Raw genomic sequence first — 18,316 nt, forward strand, 5'->3', positions numbered from 1 at the left:
GTGGCCCGAATCGTCGACACCGGCCGGTCCGTGTTCCGCCGTGCGCTCGAGAAGGTGGGTCGCGGCTGGAGCAAGATGCAGGAGCGACGGCCGCTCTCGTACGACCTCCTCGAGAGCGACGACGCGTACCTCGTCGTGTTCGACGCACCCGGCGTCCGCGGCGAGGACGTCAAGGTGAAGTTCCTCGATCACACGGTCGAAGTCCGACTCGACCGCTTCCGCGAGTTCTACGACGGGTTCGAACTGATGTTCCCCGGTCGCGGACTCACCCTGTCGGGCAGCGCCACCCTCCCCGCCGACGCCGACGTGACCCCGCAGGGTGCCACCGCGACGCTCACTCGCAACGGCACCCTCGAAGTCGAGATCCCGAAGGACGGCGTCGCCGACGACGTGCAGGTCGTCGAGGAGGAGGACGCGGACGCCGACGAGTAGCTGCGGTTAGTGCTTTCGGGAACCGTGCTCGCCACGGCTCTCCACGCTCATTCCCTCGCGGATCTCGAACTCCTCGTCGCCGTCGAACCGGTTCGGGTCGAACGCGTCGACCCACGGCGACCGCGCGGACCGTGATCCCGCTCTCACGTCCGACCCGGCCGACAGCGACGCCACCACTCCCTCCGCGACGTGTTCGCCCATCGCCGGCGCGCGCATGAACCCGTGGCCCTGCCAGCCGGCGGCGACGAACACGCCCGCCGAGGGCGCACCGACCGGCCCGACGAGGGGGTCGCCGTCGGGCGTCGCGGTACAGAGACCCGCCCACGACCGCTCGACCTCGGGGACGTAGTCGGCGCGCTCCGCGAGGACTGCCGAAACGTCTTCCCGGAACCAGTCGTCGGCCGTCCGGTCGTACTCGTCGGGGTCGGCCTCGACCGGTTCCGTACCGTCGCCCGCCAGGAGTCCCGTCGGATGCGGGCGGAAGTACGCCCCGGCGGTCGCGTCGTACGTCATCGGGCCGTCGTAGGGGGGTCGGCTCGTGAGCGCCTGCACGCGGTACGGTTTGATCGGGACCCGGACCCCGCCCGAAGCGAGCAGGCGACCGGTGTGTGCGCCGGCCGCGAGGACGACCGCGTCGAACGACCGGACCGACCCGCCGACGCGGAGCCGTGAGGCGACGGGTCCGTCGAACGCGACCGGCGTTCCGGTCTCGATCCGGACGCCCTCACGGCGCGCGCGGTCGCCTATCGCGCCGACGTAGCTGGCGGGGTCACACCAGCCGGCCCCTTCGGCGACGGCGGCGACGGCGAGGTCGTCCGTCCGAAGCGGGAACCGCTCGCCGAGCGCGTCGGGATCGACGACCGACACCTCCCGGCCGTGTTCGCGCATCCGCTCGACCATCTCCGGCACCGCGTCGGCGTCCGGGTCCCCCTCCCGGACGGCGATAACGTAGGGGCACGCGGTGAACGAGAACCCCGGAAGCGTCCGGTCGAACGTGCGAAACCGGTCCATCGCGCGGGCGGCGAGCGCGGCGTCGACGTCCTCCGCGTAGGCGTCGTACAGGACCCCCGCAGCTCGTCCGGAGCTGCCACTCGCGAGCTCGCCGCGGTCGAACAGCGTTACGTCGGCCCCGCGGGCGGCGAGGTCGGCCGCCGCGGTGACGCCCACCGCGCCGCCGCCGACGACGCCGACCGTCGGGGGATCGGTTTCGGTCCACGAGTCGCGATTCATGCGGGCCGATCGCGGCGCGCCGTCGTAAACGCGACGGCTCTCGCTACGACCGGAACTCGTCGAGGCCGCGCGCCGGGTAGCCGACGACGTGATCGACGCCGGCCTCGCGGAGGGTCTCGACGCGCTCGCGGACGGTCTCCGGCGACCCGACCAGGGCGAAGTCGCGGGCGGCCGTCGAGAGCACTTCTCGGGTCCGCCCCGTCGCGGTCGCGTCGGTTGCGGTCCCCCCGCTGGCGTCGGTCGCGTCCCCGGATCCGCCGGACCCGTCCGCGTTCCGTTCGAGCGCGCGCGCCACGGGCCGGCGGCGGGCGACGTAGTCGCCGACGGCGTCGAGCACCGCGTCCTCGTCGTCGGTGAGGACGGTGGGCGCGTAGAGGGCCAGGTCGCCGTCGAAGCCGGCCGCACGGAGCGCGCGCACGTCGCGCTCGGTTGACCGCGAGAGCAGCTCGAACTGGGTCCCGCCGGCGGCCAGCGCGACGCGCTCGATGCCCTCGGTGCCGACCCACGCGTCGGGGGTCCGCTCCTTTGCGGCCCCGAGCCGCGGGGCGACCGCCCGCGACGACTCCGTCTCGTCGAGGTACGCCCCGTGGCCGGCGACGAGCACGCGGCCGGCGGTGTCGGGGATCCGGTCGAGCAGCGAGTCGTCGCCGAGCGGGTCGAACCCGTCCGCGCGGACCGGCGTCGTGACGGATAGCGCAGTTTCGGCGGCCAGTCGGCCGAGCGTCTCGGCGTCGGGGAGGTGCTCGCGCCCCTCGTAATCGATCACGAGTCGATCGACCGGGAGCGCTGCCGCCCGGGAGACGTCGCACTCGGCGGGCTTGATCGCGGCGGCGTCGATGCCGGCTCGAACGACGGCTGGCTCGCCAGTGGAGTCACCGGTGCGGTCGTCGGCGAGCATCGATCCGTGGTCGCTCATCGTCGATCACCGTCGGTTCGGGATCGGGGGCAGGAAGCGGGTTTGCGTCGCACCTGACGCGTTTCAGTACCGTCGCGGAACTCGATCCATCGCTTGTGCAGCCATGACGGGAGCGGGTACCGCTCGCGGTCGGTTAAACCCGTCGCGGTGTGGCAATATTCTCCCGGACGCACTCGTTCGGCCGCCGTAACGCCGCCGCGTCGCGTCTGTCTCCCGGTAACACCGGTGTCTCCGGCCGTTCTTTAGGCGTCGAGCCCGTACATCGGGTATGAACCAACTCGTCGACGGTGAGTGGCGGACGGACGTGTACGAGACCACCAACGAGGAGGGCGCGTTCGAGCGCGGGGAGACGACGTTCCGGAACTGGATCGCCGGTAGCGACGTGCCCGAGGGCATCGACGCTGAGCCGGACGAGCGATTCCAGCCGGAAGCGGGTCGGTATCACCTGTACGTCTCGTACGCTTGCCCGTGGGCACACCGCACGTTGTTGGCGCGGTCGCTGCTCGGGTTGGAAGACGCCATCGACGTCAGCGTGGTCGACCCGTGGCGCGGCGAGGGCGGCTGGCAGTTCTCCCCGGAGAAAGCGGGCTGTACCCCCGACCGGCTCCACGGGAGCGACTACCTCCGCGAGCTGTACGTCGCGGCCGACCCCGACGCGACCTGCCGGGTGACCGTGCCCGTGCTCTGGGACACCGAGACGGAGACGGTCGTCAACAACGAGTCCCGGGAGATCCTGCGGACCCTCTCGACCGCCTTCGCCGACCTCGGCAACGACGTCTCCCTGCTCCCGGACGCCGACGACGCGGCGACGGTCGCGGCCGTCGACGAGACCATCACCGAGATCTACGAGCCCGTCAACAACGGCGTGTACCGCGCCGGGTTCGCGACCTCCCAGGCGGCCTACGACGAGGCGGTCGACGAGCTGTTCGACGCGCTCGACCACTGGAACGAGCACCTCGCGGATCGCCGGTACCTCGTCGGCGACTCGCTCACCGAGGCCGACATCTGTCTGTTCACCACGCTCGTCCGGTTCGACCAGGTGTACCACACCCACTTCATGTGTAACCGGAAGTTCATCCACCAGTACGAGCACCTCTGGCCGTACCTGCGTGACCTGTACCAGACGCCGGGCGTCGCCGAGACGGTGAACATGGACCACATCAAGGAGCACTACTACACGACCCATCCGGACGTGACGCCGACCGGGATCATCGCCCGCGGCCCCGACCTCGACTGGGACGCCCCACACGACCGCGACCGACTGACCGGGTCGCCCCCGACGCCGAACGCCGACGACTGATCGGGCACAGGGCCATCCGTCGAGCGGTTTCGGGACCGCCCAGTCAGTCGTTTTCTTCGTCCGGTTTGTCCGAGTCGTCCGGTTTGTCCGAGTCGTCCGGTTCGTCCGAGTCGTCCGGTTCGTCCGAGTCGCCTCCGTCCCCATCGTTGGGATCGCTCTCACCCCGCTCGGACTCGTTGGGTCGATCGAACCCTTCGAAGGGATCCGGCCCGTCGGCCCCCGACTCGCCGTCCGCACGGTCAGGGTCGGACACCGTGTCAGTCGCTGTTTCGGGGGATTCGGCGGTTCCGTTCTCGTCCGTGTCGAGCCATCCGAACGGTTCGTCGCCGTCGCTCTTACCGTCGCCGTCGTTTTCACCGTCGCCGTCGCTCTCACCGTCGCTATCGACGCTCTCATCGTCGCCGTCGCTATCGACGCTCTCATTCGCCGCGTCGAAGCCCTCGGAGTCGTCCCCGCCGACCGACTCGTCTCGGACGCCGTCGACGACGCCCGCGCTCGCGGTTCCGGTGCCGATCGCACCGGCGGTCCCGGCCCCGGTTCCGGCGTTCGGCTCGTCCTCACGGATGTTCGCCTCTAGCCCGAGCCCGACCCGTGAGCCGAAGCGGTCCCAGACGACCACCAGCGAGGGGACCAACACGATCGAACAGAGGTACGCGTAGAACACGCCGAGCGCGAGCAGCGCGCCGAAGTCCTGGATCAGCGGGATCACGGCGAGCCAGAGCACGCCGAGCCCGGTGACAGTGGTGAGCATGCTCCCGGTGAGCGCGCCGCCCGTGCCGCCGATGGTGACGTCGAGCGCCTCCTGGATCGGCCGGCCGGCCTTGTACTCGTCGACGAAGCGGTGGACGAAGTGGACGGTGTAATCCACGCCCAGCCCGATCGACACCGAGAGGATCGGCGCGTTGATCGGCGTGAGCGGGATGTCGAGGAGGCGCATCGACCCGACGAGCAGCCCGACCGTCGCCAACACCGGGATGAGGTTGAGCAGGCCGTAGACGGCCTTCCCCTCCAGATACCGGTACGAGAGGGTCAGGAAGACGGCGGTGAGAATGAATGCGACGATCAGGCTGTCGACGGCCGATTCGAGGAGGATGTCGATCACCGACTCGTTGACGACGAGCTCGCCGGTCGCCACGGCGTCGAGCGGCGTCCGCTCGGCGAGTGTGCGCACGTCGGCGACCGCCTGGCTGTTGTCCACGCCCGGGCGGATCGTGAAGTCGATCCGGGCGCTACCGCGGTCGGCGGCGAGGTACCCCCTGGCCTGCCCCTCCGCCGGCGACGCGAGGAGCTCGTCGTACACCTCGTCGACGTTCCGGTCCGGGACCCCGTTGCCGAGGCGGTCGTTCCGCTCGACGGTCCGCCGAAACGCCGGGTCGGCCGCGGCGTGGTCGTCGATCACCGTCACGATGCTCGTCGCGTCCGCGCGCCGGTCCGTCGACTCGAAGGTGTCCGGCGGGTTCCGAGTGGTGCGATCGATCAGTTCGAGCGCGTCGTCGTCGCGGACCGACTGGTCGACGTACAGCGTGACGGAGCCGACGAAGTCCTGTTCGAACTCCTCCTCGAACAGCGTCAACACCTGGAGGAACGTGTACTGCGTCGGCGCGAACGGCTCCGGTAACTGCGAGTACGTTTCCAGGCGGTCCTCGTCGGGGAAGAACGCCTCCTCGGAGAACTCGGTGTCGACGCCGGTACCGTAGGCGGCCCCCGCCGCCCCGCCGACCAACACGAGCAGGACGACCGCGATCGGCGCGAGCCTGGACAGGTCGACGCCGACGTGGAGGGCTCGGCCGAGGACGGAACCGCCCTCACCCAGCGGCGTCGTCCCGAACTCGGGGATGGGGAGCCGCGAGCGCCCCCGGTCGACGAGCACCTTCGCGGCGGGGAGATAGATCCCGAACACGAGCAGGGTGAACACCATTCCCGCGGCCGCGACGATCCCGAAGTCACGGTTCGGCTCGAACGGACTCACCACGTTGGCGAGCAGGCTGAACACGGTCGTGATCGTCACGAGGAGGAACGCGATCACGAGCTGGTCGGTCGTGATCCGCATCGACTCGCCGATCCCGCCGCCCGCGAGCCGCTCCTCGCGATACCGGTTGATGATGTGGATCCCGAAGTCGATCCCGACCGCCAACAACAGCGGGAAGACGGTGATGAGCGCGTCCGAGAACGGGATCCCGGCGTACCCCATGAACCCGAACGTCCACAGCACGGACATCCCGAGCGCGGAGAGCCCGAGCGTCATGTCGATCGGGTCGCGGTAGGCGAACAGCAGGAACAGGAGGATGAACAGCAGCGCCGCCGGGAACACGATGATCGCGGTGTCGGTCAACAGCGCGGTGATCTCGTTCTGGAGGATCCCGTCGCCGAAGAGAATGACGTTCTCGCCGGCGGTGGACCCCGGAACCGAGTCCACGATCCCGACGCTACGGGTCTGGAGCGTCTCGACGCGTTCGCTCGTCGCCGCGCCCGGGAGGTCGTAGGTGACGCCGACGATGGCGGTGCCCGCCCGCTGGGCGGTCGGGTTGTAGTCGGTGGACACCTGTGCGCCTACCGCTCCCGCCTCATCGGCCTCCTCGATGGCCGTCCGCAGCTCGCGTGGGGTCGCCTCCGCGACGGCGTCGCGCTGTTCGGCGGCGGTCTCCGCCGTCGGATCCAGCTGCGTCGCGACCGCGTTGGCATGGCTCGTCGTCGACCCGACCCGGAGCGTCGACCGCGTCTCCAGGCGATGTTGTGTCTCCAGGATCCGGACGAGCGCGGGCCGCGAGAGCACGTTGTCGTCGGAAACGAGCAGCTGCGCGGAGGTGACCTCGCCGCCGATCGCCGACTCGAACTCCTCGTCGATGTCGTCGAGCGCCTGCTGGGCCGGGATGTCTTGGGTGAACTGGTCGGCTCCCGCGGCCGTGGTAACCGCGGCGACCCCGCCGGCGGCGACGACGCTCACGAGGAGGAACGCGACGACGACGAGCGCCGGCCGCTCCGTCACTTCGGCGTCGACGCGCTCGACGAACCGGTCGGCGGCGGTCACGGCCGCCCCCACGTGCGGCATTCGGGTCGCGTGCGACGCCGCACATGTCGCGTGCGACCCTCGCGTACGACCGGGTCGCGGGCCGGATCAGTCATTCGACTACGACTCGCGACCGCGGTACCAGAGCGCCCCACCGACGACGGCGACGAGGGCCAAGACGCCGACGACGATGAGGAGCGTCGGCAGCCCGTCGTCGTCCGTTAGCGGCGCGGTCACGTCGATCGGGTACTGGGTCACGTCGGAGATCCGGTCGTTCCCGCGCTCGTCGTCGTATCGGAAGTCGAGCTCGACGGGGTAGGTCCGTTCGTTCGCGCCACCGGCCGCGGTGACCTCGAACCAGATCTCGGTCGACTCCCCCGGTTCGAGCTCGTCGACGAACGCCTCGTCTTCGACCGCCGTAAGCGGGCTGTCGGCGTAGAGCGCGGCGTTGATCGACGACAACGTCTCCGGGCGCTGGTTCGTGATCTCGAAGGTGACCCGCCGCGTCTCGCCCGCGGGGATCGACGTGCCGTCGGACGCCACGTCGAACTCCGGTTGCCGGGGGGTGACCTGTACGCGGTCGCTCGCGGACGCCGTCATCGTGGCGTCGCCGGCGGTGTACTCGACGGTGAACCGAACCTGTCGCGGGCCGGGGTCCGCCTGCCCGCTCACGTCGGCGTCGAACGAGAAGTCGACCGACTCGCCGTCCGCCAGGTCGGGGAGCGCGTACCGGTCCTCGCCGAGGGTGACGCGGGCGCTCTGTGGCTCAGCGACTAACACCGCGTCCTCGGCCGCGAGCGGCCCGTCGTTGGTGAGAGTCCCCGAAACCGTCCCCGAGTATCCCACTTCGAGCGCCCCCTCGACGTCGTCAAGGCTGAACGACTGCTCCGGGATCGGGGAGACACCCGTCCGCGAGGGTGCGGCGGTGGTCTCGACGCCGTCGCGGTCGCGGTACTCGACGGTCGACTGGAGCACGTAGCGGTCGCCCACGAACTCCGGGCTGACCGTCGAGTCGAACGTCACCGTCCGGTTCTCTCCGGGTGCCCAGTCGCCGACGAACACGTCGCTTCCGGTGCCGTCGCCGAGGACGACGCCGCTCCCGCTCGCGCTTCCGGAGACGACAGCGTCCCGGGCCGTTTCCTCGCCGACGTTCTGTAGCGTCGCCCGAACGTCCCCGTCGCCGCCGACCTGCGCGTCGGTTTCGGCGTCGACGATCGCGAACCGGGCACCGTCGTCGACGACCACCGTGAGATCGAATCGGTCGATACCCCGCCGGTCGTTGTGGTTCGTGAACTCGGGGAGGATCTGTGCGGTGTAGCGGTAGCGCGCGGTCACCTCGATGTCGTACTCGCCCGCCGGCGTGTCGTCTGGGACGGCGAGTTCGATCGGGACTGAAGTCGGGGAGCCGGTCGGGACGTCGCCGATCGCGACCTCGCCGGATTCGACCGATATCGGGGCGTCGTCGTCGGCTTCCGCCTCCAGCCGGAGACTCCGCGCGGTCGTCACCCGCGGGTCGAGCTCGTTACCGAAATCCATCTCTCCGGTGTTGAGCACGTCCACGGTCACCGTGGCGGGGCCGCCCGTCGGCACGGTCGGCTGTGAGAGGAACAGATCGAGCACTGGCGAGCCGCGTACCTGGCCCCCGCTCTGTGCGACCGTCCCGTCGGCGAGCGCGCCGTCCGAGAGGTCGGCCGTAACGCCCGTTCCCGTGCCGTCGGCAGTCGGTTCCGCGGCGACACCGGCGAACGCGACGCCCGCGGCGAGCGCGACGAGACACGCCGCTACGAGCGCGGCGGTCGTCGCCGTCCGCCCCGGGTCGTCCCCTCTCATCGCTGCCTCCAGAGTGCCGACCGTCCGGCCACACCGAGTCGAGTCATACGTTCGTCTCGCCCGGCGGCGGCATAAGCGTGTTGAATGAACGTTCAATCAAGAGCGATATATACCCTGCCGGAGTACACCGGGTATGGAGGACCCGTTCACGGAGCCGGCGGACACGCGCGAGGCGATCCTCGGCGCGGCGTTCCGTGCGCTCTGTGAACACGGCTACGCCGATCTCACGATACAGCGGATCGGCGAGGAGTTCGATAAGAGCCCCTCGCTCGTCTATCACCATTACGACGGGAAAGACGAGCTGTTAGTGGACCTCCTGGAGTTCCTGCTCGACGGATTCGAGTCGGCACTCTCCGCTGACGCCTTCGACCTCCCACCCCGTGCGCGCCTCGACACGTACGTCGCGGCGATGACTGACCCGTCCGAGACCGACTCCGGGCACGCCCCTGACGGGCGGTTCCTCACCGCGGTCGTCGAGCTGCGTGCACAGGCGGCCACCGACGACGCCTACCGGGCGCACTTCGACCGGAGCGACCGGGTGTTCCAGACGTTCTTAGAACAAAGCGTTCGGGAGGCGGCCGCCACGATCGACGCGGACGCTGCGGCCGATCCGGACGCCGACGCCGCGATCGATGCGGACGTTCAGGCCGCGCGGTCCCCCGCCGGCGACGCGGTTACGCCGGCCGAGGTCGCCGCGACGCTCCAGGCGCTCGCCTCCGGCGCGATGCTCCGCTGGGCGACCACGAACGACCACGACTGGATCCCGTCGGTCCAGCGCGGGATACACCGGTACCTAGAGACGACCCTTCCGGCCGTCGATCCGGACGCCTGACTGGCGACGACCTACCGTTCCGTGACGCCGTCGGCGTCCATCTCGCTCACTTCGGCTTCGAGCCACTCGCGCAGCCACCGCACGCGTTTGATCCGCTGGTGGGCGATGCTCTCGGCGGTGTCGGAGACGATCCGGTCGGTGTGGTCGCGGCCGCGATCGAGCACCCGGTCGATCATCTTCGCCGCGTCCATGTGTGTCCGAGATTCGTACCCCATCCGCAACAGCATCAACACGGCCCCGTTCGCGCCGACCTTGTCGAGCACGTCCGCTTCGATAAGACACCGGCTCTCCAAGGGAACGTCGGCGAGGTCGCCGGTGTAGGAGTGGTCGACCACCGAGCCACACACCTCGTCGATGAACGACTCGGGGTAGTTCCCCCGGCTCTGGAGGTACTCGCGGGCGACCCGCGCGCCCGCCTCGGCGTGGACGTCTTGGTCCGCCTCCAGTTTGGCGACGTCGTGGAACAGCGCGGCCACGCGGACGACGTCGACGTCGGCACCCTCCGCCTCGGCGATCTCCTCGGCGAGGTCGACGACGTTGAGGATGTGGTTGAACCGGTACTCCGCGGAGTGCCACGGGTACCACCGCATCCGACCGCCGTCCTCCTCGCTCTCGACGCTGGCCGCGAGGTAGTCCCGAACGAACCGCTTCATCTCCTCGAAATCCTCGTCGCTCACCTCCGTCTCCTTAATTTCGACGCCCACGGGGACCACCTCGGGCGAAAAACTCGTGATTCATTACCGTAACCGACGGGCGTTTCGTTCTTAGTCGTTACGACGCCCTTTCGCCCCTCCGTCTCCGTCCCTCTCGGCCCTCCGTCTCCGTCCCTCTCGGCCCTCCGTCTCCGTCCCTCTCGGCCCTCCGTCCCTGTCGTCGACGTGGATCATATAAGTCCGCGCGGCAGCTCCCGGATCGTATGACCGAACAGCTGTATCTCGCGGACGACTCCGTTCGCCGGTTCAAAGCGACCGTCGAACGCGCGCTCGACGACCGGGTCGTTCTCGACCGGACGCATTTCTACCCGACCGGCGGGGGTCAGCCGCACGACACGGGCATCCTCTACGTCGCCGACGATCCCGACCGCCGCTGGCGTGTCGTCGACGTGGAAAAGAGCGATACGATCTACCACACGCTCACGCCTGACGAGGACGGCGCGGTCGACGGGGACGACTCCGGATGGACTCCTCCCGAGGGGACCCGCGTCGTCGGCGAGATCGATCCCGACCGCCGGGACGCACACGCCCGGTATCACACCGCCCAACACCTGTTGTCGGCGCTGTTGCTCCGGGAGTTCGACGCCCCCACGACCGGCAACCAGCTGTACGCCGATCACGCCCACCTCGACGCGGCGTACGACCGGTTCGACGACGCCGACCTCGACCGGATCGAGACGCGGCTCAACGAGCTCGTCGCGGCCGACTACCCGGTCGAGCGGTACACGATGGACCGGACGACCGCGGAGGCGACGCTCGATACGGACCGGACCCGGATCGACCTCTTGCCCGACTCGATCACCGAGCTACGGATCGTCGAGATCGGCGGCGACGAACCGCACGGCGACGGTGATGCGTACGGGGACGACGAGCCGTACGGGGACGACGAGCCGTACGACCGCACCGCCTGTGCGGGAACGCACGTGCGGTCGACGGGTGAGATCGGGGAGCTCGTCGTGACCGGGCGCGAGACGAAGGGGAGCGACGAGGAACGGGTCCGGTTCGCGCTGGCCGCACACGCCTGAGGCTCGCTCGGGATCCCGTCGCTTATATATCGGCCGTTGCTGGTTCGGACATGAAGTTCTGCGACGAGTGTGGATCGATGATGAAGTCCGGCGAGGGTGAGGACCACTGGGTGTGCGGTTCCTGTGGCTACGAGACCGGCCGCGACGAGTCGGCGTCGGAGGACGCGTGGATCACGGAGTCACAGGAGGAGTCGGAGGTCATCGACGTCAGCGACGCCGAAGACAAGGGGCTCCCGACGACCACGGCACACTGTCCCGAATGCGGCAACGACCAGGCGTACTGGTACATGCAACAGATCCGTTCGGCAGACGAGTCGGAGACCCGCTTTTTCGTCTGTACCGACTGCGAACACAAGTGGCGCGAGGACGACCACTAACGGGTCCCGGCAGCGGTCGACCCACAGTCGTCCGTCGTCTCTCGGAGACCGTCCTCTTTCTCCCTCCACCCGTCCACAGCCTACCACCGCCCCGGTCGTTTATACACTCCCTCCCGAAACGGCGCGTATGGATCCACCGGTCGTCTCCGCCGATCGGTTCGAAGGGTGGCGGCGCGTCGAACGAACCACGGAACGGCCGTTCGCCGCGGGTCCCGTCTCGGTGACGGCGGAGACCGTGCGCTACGAGCGAACCGACCTCGACGACCCCCGGCCGTTCTGTTTCGCGAGTCGACTCCGGATCCGACCGGGCGGGGACCCGAACCCGGCGCTCACCCGTCTGGTCGAGAACCGCGCGAAGGCGGGGTTCCGCGAGCGCCTCGCCGACCGCGACATCGAGGACGTTACACTCCAGGAGGAACGGACGCTCGCCGTCGACGACCCGTCCGCCAGCGAAGCGACGCTCGTCACGTTCCGGGGGCGATGTTCCGCCGAAGCCGGTGGGTCCGTCCCCGTCGAGGCGCTCCTCGCGGTGTGGGTCGCCGACGAGTATCTGCTCGCCGGCGGTGCCTATCGGATCGACGGTCAGGGCGGAGTCGACGCCGACGCCGCCCGTCGGGAGCTGCTCGGCCTCGTTCGCGGCGTCCGACCAGAGTGATCGCTAGAGTGCCAGACTACCGGACTGCGACGACCTCCGCGACCTCCGTGACCGCCACGACTGCCGGACCGCCACGACCGCCGGACTCCCGCGGCTACCTCAACACGGGACGGTCCCCGCGGCCGACCCGACTGGCGGGCGGTCCTCGCGGTACGCCGAGTCGTCCACGACGCCGTCGAACATCGGGAGCCGGAGTTCGTAGGTGTACAACAGGTCGAACGCCGCGAACGGGTTCACACCCGTCGCGAGCAGCCCCGGCGCGTCGAACCGGACCCCCGCCGCGAGCGTCACGATCGGCTCGTGATCCATCGTCCCGGCGAGCTCGATGCCGAACTCGTCGCCCGCGGCCGGATCAGTCAGGACCGAGAGGTGCACTGCCGCCTCGATGGTCGCCGACCCGTTCCCGATCGAGAGCGGGTAGCCGTCGCCGACGAAACACCTCGTCAACGGGGCGTCCCGATCGGCCGAGTCGTCGGCGTCGTGGACCTCACTGGCGACGTCCCCTGCGTTTCCCCCAGCGATCTCCGTGTTCCCACCGGCTATCTCTCCGCCGGCTACCCCCGCGGCCGGCGTCGTCAAAAGTAGCATCGCGAGCGCGACGGACACAACGCGGACCACGAGAGCGGCGGATTCGACACGCCGCGAACGACCGGTACCCGACGCTCCGCGTGCCATCGACGCTCCGCGTGCGGTCGCCGCCCCGCCCGTGTCCGATCCTCGGTTCGCCATCGGTCGTGGCTACGTCCTCTCCGATATAAACGCCGTCCTCCCGACTATTCCTCCTGATACTCGGGACCGGTGAGCGGCGACTCGTCGTCGACGAGATCGGGGTCGACCGCCACGCCCCCCTCCAACAGTCCGCCGACGAGGAGCTCGGCGGAGGCGAGGTTCGTCGCGACCGGCACGTCCTTCACGTCACACACTCGCAAAAGCGCGGAGATGTCCGGCTCGTGCGGCTGTGCGGTGAGCGGGTCACGGAGGAACACGAGCCCGTCGATCCGGCCGTCCGCCACCATCGCGCCGATCTGGAGGTCGCCGCCGAGCGGGCCTGACGCCTGTCGGTTCACGTCCAGCCCGGTCTCGTTGGCGATTCGTGTCCCGGTCGTCCCGGTGGTTATCAGCTCGTGGTCGCCGAGGGTGTCGACGTGAGCGGTCACGAACGCGACCATCTCGTCTTTCAGCTCGTCGTGAGCGATGAGCGCGATGCGCATGGCGCGATGTCGCCCCGACGGCTGTTAAACGCTCGCGTCGATGCGACGGTCGCCACTCCGTCGAGAACGAACCGCCACGCAGTACGGGAGAACGGCCTACTTGAACCGGAACGTCTCCAGGTTCTTCGGCGCGAACGTCCGCATGTTGTAATCGTGGTACAGCGCCGATGAGAGGTCCTGTACGGAGCGCTCGTCGCCGTGGACACAGAGCACCTTCTCCGGACGTGGGTTCATCGTCTTCACGAAGTTCTCCAAGCCCTGCCTGTCGGCGTGGCCGGAGAAGCCGTCGACGACCTCCGTCCCCATCTCCAGGGTGAGGGTGTCGCCGCGACCGCCGCCGCCCCAGCCGTCGACCGGGATCTCGTCCCAGCCGTTCTGGATCCGGCGACCGAGCGTCCCCTGTGCCTGGTATCCGACGAACACCAGGTTCGAGTCCGGGTCCGGACCGATGTGACGGAGCCAAGACATGATCGGTCCGCCCTCGATCATCCCGGAGGTAGAGATGACGATACACTGGTCGCCGTCGGCGACCTCCTGACGTTCGTCCTCGCCGGCGTCGATGTGGTTGAACTGCTCGGCGAGGAACGGGTTCTCGTCGTCGTGGAAGATCCGATCTCGGAGGTCGTCCCGGAGGTACTCCGGGTACGTCGTGTGGATCGCCGTTGCCTCCCAGATCATCCCGTCGAGGTGGACCGGCATCGTCGGGATATCGCCCTCGCGCATCGCCTCCTCCAGGACCAGCATGATCTCCTGTGACCGGCCGACCGCGAACGCCGGAATGAGCACCTTTCCGCCCTGCTCGTACGTCTCGTTGATGACGCGTTTGAGCGCCTCCTCGGAGTCCTCCTGGTCAGTCTGGTAGTCGTCGCGACCGCCGTACGTCGACTCCAAGACGAGCGTCTCGACGCGGGGGAAGTCGTTGACTGCGCCGTTGAACAGGCGGGTGTCCTCGTAGTGGATGTCGCCCGAGAAGGCGACGTTGTACAGCCCGTCGCCGATGTGGAAGTGGGTGACGGCACTCCCGAGGATGTGGCCCGCGTTGTGGAAGGTGAGCTTCACGTCCGGCGCGACGTCGGTGACGTCGCCGTACTCCAGCGGGATGGTGTGTTTGATCGCCTCCCGTACCTGTGCGGACTCGTACGGCGGGGTGCGTCCCTCCTTCGCCGCCACGTCGAGGTAGTCCAACGTGAGCAGCCCCATCAGGTCACGAGTCGGCTCGGTCGTGTAGATCGGGCCATCGTAGCCGTATTTAAACAGCAACGGCAACAGCGCGGAGTGGTCGAGGTGGGCGTGAGTCAATACGACGGCGTCGATGTTCTGTGCGCCGGCACCCAGCGCCTCCGGCACCTGGAGGTACGGAACCTCTCCTTCGGCACCGGGTTTGTCGCCACAGTCGATGAGGATGCGTGTCTCGGGCGTGTTGAGAATGAACGCGGCCCGGCCGACCTCGCGACAGCAGCCGAGCGTCGTGATCCGGACCCACTCGTCGTCGGACATCTCCTCGCGGTGGATCTGTCTCCCGACCCGTTCGAGGACGTCGCGACGCTCCTCGCGCTCGTTCTTCAAGAAGCTCCGCACGTTCGAGACGGTGGAGGACTCGATCGGCGGCGTCCGGACGACCTCGGGCGTCCACCCGACCTCCTTCGTGATCTCACGGAGCGTGGAGCCGCGCCGGCCGATCACCATTCCAGGTTTCTCGGCCTCGATCACGACTTCTCCGGTATCCTCGTGAAAGTCCAGCGACGTGACGCCGGCGTCCTCGGGGATGACCTCACGGACCGTCGACTCCGCCTGATCGGGTGGTGAGAGGGCGCTCGGGTCGGGGCGGACCGTGATCCGTTTTCGGAGTTTGGAGGCGAGCCGCCGGATCAGTTCGCCGTCACCGGCGAACCGCTTCGGGTCGCGAGTGTACACGACCAGCTCCGGCCCCTCGTATTTCACGTCCGTGACGCTCACGTCGTCCGGAACTTCCTGTTCTATCGTTGACTTCAGATTCTCGAGTTGCGTATCGACTTGGCTCATAGCTCACTGCGGGCCGTCGGGTTCGCCACCGCCGCCGGGTCGTTTCGTCGGTCGACGACACACGAGGCGTCGTCGATCGCTCGACCGTGGTAGCGGTAGACATAGTGGAAGCACTGTCCGTAGCGTACCGTGCGGGAACAGCCAGCGAAAACCCGCTTGTGAGCAACTACATTCCCTTCGTTATAAAAGCCTTCGCAAACGGAGGGATGTCACGCCGTCACTCGTCTCCCTCCCGACAGTGTTCCGCAACACCGATACCGGCCGGCGTTCCCACGGATCCCATGCGCGTGACGACCGAGAGCGTCCGAGACGAGTACGACTGGATCCGCGATCGTGCCCCCGTCGTCGTCCCGATCCTCAACGACACCCGCGACCGATTGGGCGAGCTGTTCGATACCGACGTCGACCGGATCGACGCCGACACGTACCGCCGTGAGGTCGACACCGTCTTCGCCGACGGCGAGGTCGCCGTCAACGTTGCCGGGTACAGCGCCATCCTCCGCGAGCTGGATGTCGAGGGCGACTACCCTGGGTTCGTCGTCGACGAGGTGCTGGGCCGGGAGCTCGCCGCCACGATCGCCGGTGGTCGACCGCTCTCGCTGTTAGCGCAGGCGACGTTCCACTTCGCCGACGTCCACGTCGACGAGGACGCGACCGCGTCGGGCGCGGGGAACGCCGGGGTCGACGACCTCGACGCCGCACTCGCTGCCGGGTTCCAAACGCGGCTCCCCGGCTGGGAGTGGCGAGAAGGGGAGAGCCCGTTCGCGGTTACCGACGTCGACCGCTGATCGCCGATGTCGACCTGCTCGGTCGACACAGATCTCTGGCCGATCGAGATCGGCCGTCTCAGACGCCCTGTGTTTCGGTAGTCTCGGTACCGGCGTCGTCGGTCACCGTGAGGCGAACCTCGTCGACCGATGTGCCCCGACTCTCCAGGTCGTGACTCCCGTCGGCCGAGTCGCCGCTCACATTCGAGGTGACGCTGTCGACGACGGTGCCACCCTCCAACTGCTCGCTCGTCACGGAGTCGAGGCCACCGTCCTCGTCGGAGACGGCCCAGTCGACCGTGTGACGCGTCCATTGGGGGTTGCTGTCGTCGGTGACGTCGAACCCGTCGATAACCGGGGCGCTGTCGCCGCCATCGTCCTCCTCCTCGTCGGTCGTGAACGCGAGGACGGCACCCTCGTCGTCGTCCTCCGGGGTTTCCGCCACGGCACGGAACTCGTACTCCGTGTCGGCGTCGAGGCCGTCGACGGTCGCGTCGAACGCGTCGGCGTCCGAGACGGTGCCGGCGTCGACGGCGTTCGGGAGGTCGCCGCCGCTCTCGCCGTACTCGAACCCGATGTCCGCGTCGTCTACGCCGTCGAGCTCCGTGACCTCGCCGGTAAGCGTGGCCGTCGTCTCGCCGACCTCGGTCGCATCGCCGGTGACGACTGAGACGGACTCCGCTTCCTCTCCGTCATCGTCGTCTTCGTCATCGTCATCGTCGTCCGAGTCGACCGCCGCGGCGACGTTCAGGCGTCCATCACCCTGCTCGTTCTCCTCGAGATCGATGTCATCGGCGGCCTCCTTCAGCTCCGCGCGGACTGCCTCGCGGTCCGTGGTTCCGTCCGCGATCAGGGTGGCCGCCGCGCCCGACACGTGCGGACACGCCATCGACGTGCCGGAGAACTCGTCGTAGTCGTCGCGGGGGATCGTCGACAGGGTGTCGACGCCCGGCGCTGCGAGCTCGACCTCGGGGCCGGTCGACGAGAAGTCGGCGAGGTCGTCGTTCTCGTCGGTCGCGGAGACGGCGATCACTTCCGGATGTCGCGCCGGGAAGCCGACACAGTCGGTACAGGGGCCGCTGTTTCCCGCGGCCGCGACCATCACGACGCCCTTGTCGGCGGCGTACTCCAGCGCGTCGGAGACGACGTCGGAGTCGCTGTCGGCACCCAGGCTCATACTTTGGACGTCGTGGCCCTGGTCCGCCGACCACTCGATACCCGCGGCGATGTCGTCGAACGACCCGCTCCCGTCACACTGGAGCACTTTCACCGCGTGAAGGGTCGCGTCGGGAGCGACGCCGAGTACCCCCGCACCGTTGTCCGCGGCGGCAGCCGTCCCCGCACAGTGGGTCCCGTGGTCGTTGTCGTCGTCCCACTCCTCGAGACACTCGTCGATATCGTTCCCGCCGCCGAACGGCCCGCCGCCGCAATCGGTCGTACAGGCGGCGTCGTCCGTCGCCCACCCCTCACCGAGGTTCTCTTCCAGCGTCTCGTGTTGGGCGTCGATCCCCGTGTCGAGAACGGCGATGCTCACGCCGTCGCCCGTGTTCCCGTCGTCGATGGCGACGTCGGCATCGGTGATCTCGACCCCGTACGGCGTGGTCTGATCGAGAGCGCGCATCGTCCCGTTCTCCTCGACGTACCGGACGTTCGGGTTTCCGGCGAGGTTCTCCGCGGCCTCCAGCGGCAGGCGGATCGTCATCGCGTCGAAGGCGAACTGCCGTTTGACCTCCGTCGCGGCGTTCGTCGCCGCGGCCTGTCCCGCCGCGTTGTCGAACCCGACGTTGACCTCGACACGGTCAGTCGCGGCGGCGTTGCCGCTCAATCCGGCCACACTGACCCCGCCGGCGGTCGTCAGTATCACGTCACGACGACTGAATGACATGCCAGATTCTGACATGACTCGTGCTACTTTCTCACACACTTATTTCTTTTGTGAGTCAGTCAACAAATATTACGGGTCGGGCCTCAATAAATTCGGAACCGAGCCGGTTGTCGG

General features: G+C 68.6%; 15 protein-coding genes and 1 pseudogene. 7 read left to right on the forward strand and 9 right to left on the reverse strand.

Annotation, left to right across the window (positions count from 1 at the left end):
* Positions 1–432: an Hsp20/alpha crystallin family protein gene (locus ACZ5TV_RS11000; RefSeq protein ID WP_379781539.1), complete on the forward strand. Its 432-nt coding sequence runs from the start codon at positions 1–3 to the stop codon at positions 430–432.
* Positions 433–438: 6 nt separating this feature from the next.
* Here ACZ5TV_RS11000 and ACZ5TV_RS11005 read toward each other — a convergent pair whose 3' ends face one another.
* Positions 439–1,662: an NAD(P)/FAD-dependent oxidoreductase gene (locus ACZ5TV_RS11005; protein ID WP_464383833.1), complete on the reverse strand. Its 1,224-nt coding sequence runs from the start codon at positions 1,660–1,662 to the stop codon at positions 439–441.
* Between the two features lie 43 nt (positions 1,663–1,705).
* Positions 1,706–2,578 carry a DUF7388 family protein gene (locus ACZ5TV_RS11010; protein WP_464383834.1) on the reverse strand — a complete coding sequence of 291 codons (873 nt, stop codon included), beginning with the start codon at positions 2,576–2,578 and terminating at the stop codon, positions 1,706–1,708.
* A 268-nt stretch (positions 2,579–2,846) separates the two neighbouring features.
* Between ACZ5TV_RS11010 and ACZ5TV_RS11015 the strand changes: the two genes are divergently transcribed.
* Entirely contained in the window at positions 2,847–3,878 is a 1,032-nt protein-coding gene (locus tag ACZ5TV_RS11015; protein WP_379782352.1) for a glutathione S-transferase family protein, read from the forward strand.
* Between the two features lie 538 nt (positions 3,879–4,416).
* Here the strand turns inward: ACZ5TV_RS11015 and ACZ5TV_RS11020 are convergent.
* Together ACZ5TV_RS11020 and ACZ5TV_RS11025 are read right to left on the reverse strand one after the other, a co-directional pair.
* A pseudogene (locus ACZ5TV_RS11020) lies at positions 4,417–6,927 on the reverse strand (efflux RND transporter permease subunit); the annotation flags it as partial.
* 78 nt (positions 6,928–7,005) lie between these two features.
* Complete coding sequence (locus tag ACZ5TV_RS11025) at positions 7,006–8,715, reverse strand: COG1361 S-layer family protein (protein WP_464383835.1); 1,710 nt, start codon at positions 8,713–8,715, stop codon at positions 7,006–7,008.
* Between the two features lie 133 nt (positions 8,716–8,848).
* Between ACZ5TV_RS11025 and ACZ5TV_RS11030 the strand changes: the two genes are divergently transcribed.
* A complete protein-coding gene (locus ACZ5TV_RS11030) occupies positions 8,849–9,547 on the forward strand; it encodes a TetR/AcrR family transcriptional regulator (protein ID WP_464383836.1) in 699 nt (232 codons plus the stop codon).
* An 11-nt stretch (positions 9,548–9,558) separates the two neighbouring features.
* On the opposite strand, the gene ACZ5TV_RS11035 is transcribed toward ACZ5TV_RS11030, so the two are convergent.
* Entirely contained in the window at positions 9,559–10,260 is a 702-nt protein-coding gene (locus ACZ5TV_RS11035) for an HD domain-containing protein (protein ID WP_379780594.1), read from the reverse strand.
* Positions 10,261–10,463: 203 nt separating this feature from the next.
* Here ACZ5TV_RS11035 and ACZ5TV_RS11040 point away from each other — a divergent pair, with 203 nt between their 5' ends.
* From ACZ5TV_RS11040 to ACZ5TV_RS11050, 3 genes are all read left to right on the forward strand, one after another.
* A complete protein-coding gene (locus tag ACZ5TV_RS11040; protein WP_379780592.1) occupies positions 10,464–11,285 on the forward strand; it encodes an alanyl-tRNA editing protein in 822 nt (273 codons plus the stop codon).
* Positions 11,286–11,335: 50 nt separating this feature from the next.
* Positions 11,336–11,662: a transcription factor S gene (locus ACZ5TV_RS11045; RefSeq protein ID WP_379780590.1), complete on the forward strand. Its 327-nt coding sequence runs from the start codon at positions 11,336–11,338 to the stop codon at positions 11,660–11,662.
* A 127-nt stretch (positions 11,663–11,789) separates the two neighbouring features.
* Positions 11,790–12,317 carry a DUF6517 family protein gene (locus ACZ5TV_RS11050; protein ID WP_379780588.1) on the forward strand — a complete coding sequence of 176 codons (528 nt, stop codon included), beginning with the start codon at positions 11,790–11,792 and terminating at the stop codon, positions 12,315–12,317.
* 99 nt (positions 12,318–12,416) lie between these two features.
* On the opposite strand, the gene ACZ5TV_RS11055 is transcribed toward ACZ5TV_RS11050, so the two are convergent.
* From ACZ5TV_RS11055 to ACZ5TV_RS11065, 3 genes are all read right to left on the reverse strand, one after another.
* Complete coding sequence (locus ACZ5TV_RS11055) at positions 12,417–13,046, reverse strand: DUF7332 family protein (RefSeq protein ID WP_379780585.1); 630 nt, start codon at positions 13,044–13,046, stop codon at positions 12,417–12,419.
* A gap of 44 nt (positions 13,047–13,090) precedes the next feature.
* Positions 13,091–13,528 carry a methylglyoxal synthase gene (locus ACZ5TV_RS11060; RefSeq protein WP_379780583.1) on the reverse strand — a complete coding sequence of 146 codons (438 nt, stop codon included), beginning with the start codon at positions 13,526–13,528 and terminating at the stop codon, positions 13,091–13,093.
* A gap of 96 nt (positions 13,529–13,624) precedes the next feature.
* Positions 13,625–15,550 carry a beta-CASP ribonuclease aCPSF1 gene (locus ACZ5TV_RS11065; protein ID WP_379780581.1) on the reverse strand — a complete coding sequence of 642 codons (1,926 nt, stop codon included), beginning with the start codon at positions 15,548–15,550 and terminating at the stop codon, positions 13,625–13,627.
* 281 nt (positions 15,551–15,831) lie between these two features.
* Here ACZ5TV_RS11065 and ACZ5TV_RS11070 point away from each other — a divergent pair, with 281 nt between their 5' ends.
* On the forward strand, positions 15,832–16,338 hold the full coding sequence (locus ACZ5TV_RS11070) for a hypothetical protein (protein WP_379780579.1): 507 nt from the start codon (positions 15,832–15,834) through the stop codon (positions 16,336–16,338).
* Positions 16,339–16,396: 58 nt separating this feature from the next.
* Here the strand turns inward: ACZ5TV_RS11070 and ACZ5TV_RS11075 are convergent, their stop codons facing one another.
* Positions 16,397–18,217, reverse strand: a complete 1,821-nt coding sequence (locus ACZ5TV_RS11075) for a S8 family peptidase (RefSeq protein ID WP_379780577.1) — start codon at positions 18,215–18,217, stop codon at positions 16,397–16,399.
* Positions 18,218–18,316 lie beyond the last annotated feature (99 nt).

The organism is Halorubrum tibetense, from assembly GCF_055396225.1.

Coding starts and splice junctions, on each gene's coding strand:
- ACZ5TV_RS11005 (WP_464383833.1), bottom strand. CDS start 1,662: ATGAATCGCGACTCGTGGACCGAAACCGATCCCCCGACGGTCGGCGTC.
- ACZ5TV_RS11010 (WP_464383834.1), bottom strand. CDS start 2,578: ATGAGCGACCACGGATCGATGCTCGCCGACGACCGCACCGGTGACTCC.
- ACZ5TV_RS11015 (WP_379782352.1), top strand. CDS start 2,847: ATGAACCAACTCGTCGACGGTGAGTGGCGGACGGACGTGTACGAGACC.
- ACZ5TV_RS11025 (WP_464383835.1), bottom strand. CDS start 8,715: ATGAGAGGGGACGACCCGGGGCGGACGGCGACGACCGCCGCGCTCGTA.
- ACZ5TV_RS11030 (WP_464383836.1), top strand. CDS start 8,849: ATGGAGGACCCGTTCACGGAGCCGGCGGACACGCGCGAGGCGATCCTC.
- ACZ5TV_RS11040 (WP_379780592.1), top strand. CDS start 10,464: ATGACCGAACAGCTGTATCTCGCGGACGACTCCGTTCGCCGGTTCAAA.
- ACZ5TV_RS11045 (WP_379780590.1), top strand. CDS start 11,336: ATGAAGTTCTGCGACGAGTGTGGATCGATGATGAAGTCCGGCGAGGGT.
- ACZ5TV_RS11050 (WP_379780588.1), top strand. CDS start 11,790: ATGGATCCACCGGTCGTCTCCGCCGATCGGTTCGAAGGGTGGCGGCGC.
- ACZ5TV_RS11055 (WP_379780585.1), bottom strand. CDS start 13,046: ATGGCGAACCGAGGATCGGACACGGGCGGGGCGGCGACCGCACGCGGA.
- ACZ5TV_RS11060 (WP_379780583.1), bottom strand. CDS start 13,528: ATGCGCATCGCGCTCATCGCTCACGACGAGCTGAAAGACGAGATGGTC.
- ACZ5TV_RS11065 (WP_379780581.1), bottom strand. CDS start 15,550: ATGAGCCAAGTCGATACGCAACTCGAGAATCTGAAGTCAACGATAGAA.
- ACZ5TV_RS11070 (WP_379780579.1), top strand. CDS start 15,832: ATGCGCGTGACGACCGAGAGCGTCCGAGACGAGTACGACTGGATCCGC.
- ACZ5TV_RS11075 (WP_379780577.1), bottom strand. CDS start 18,217: ATGTCAGAATCTGGCATGTCATTCAGTCGTCGTGACGTGATACTGACG.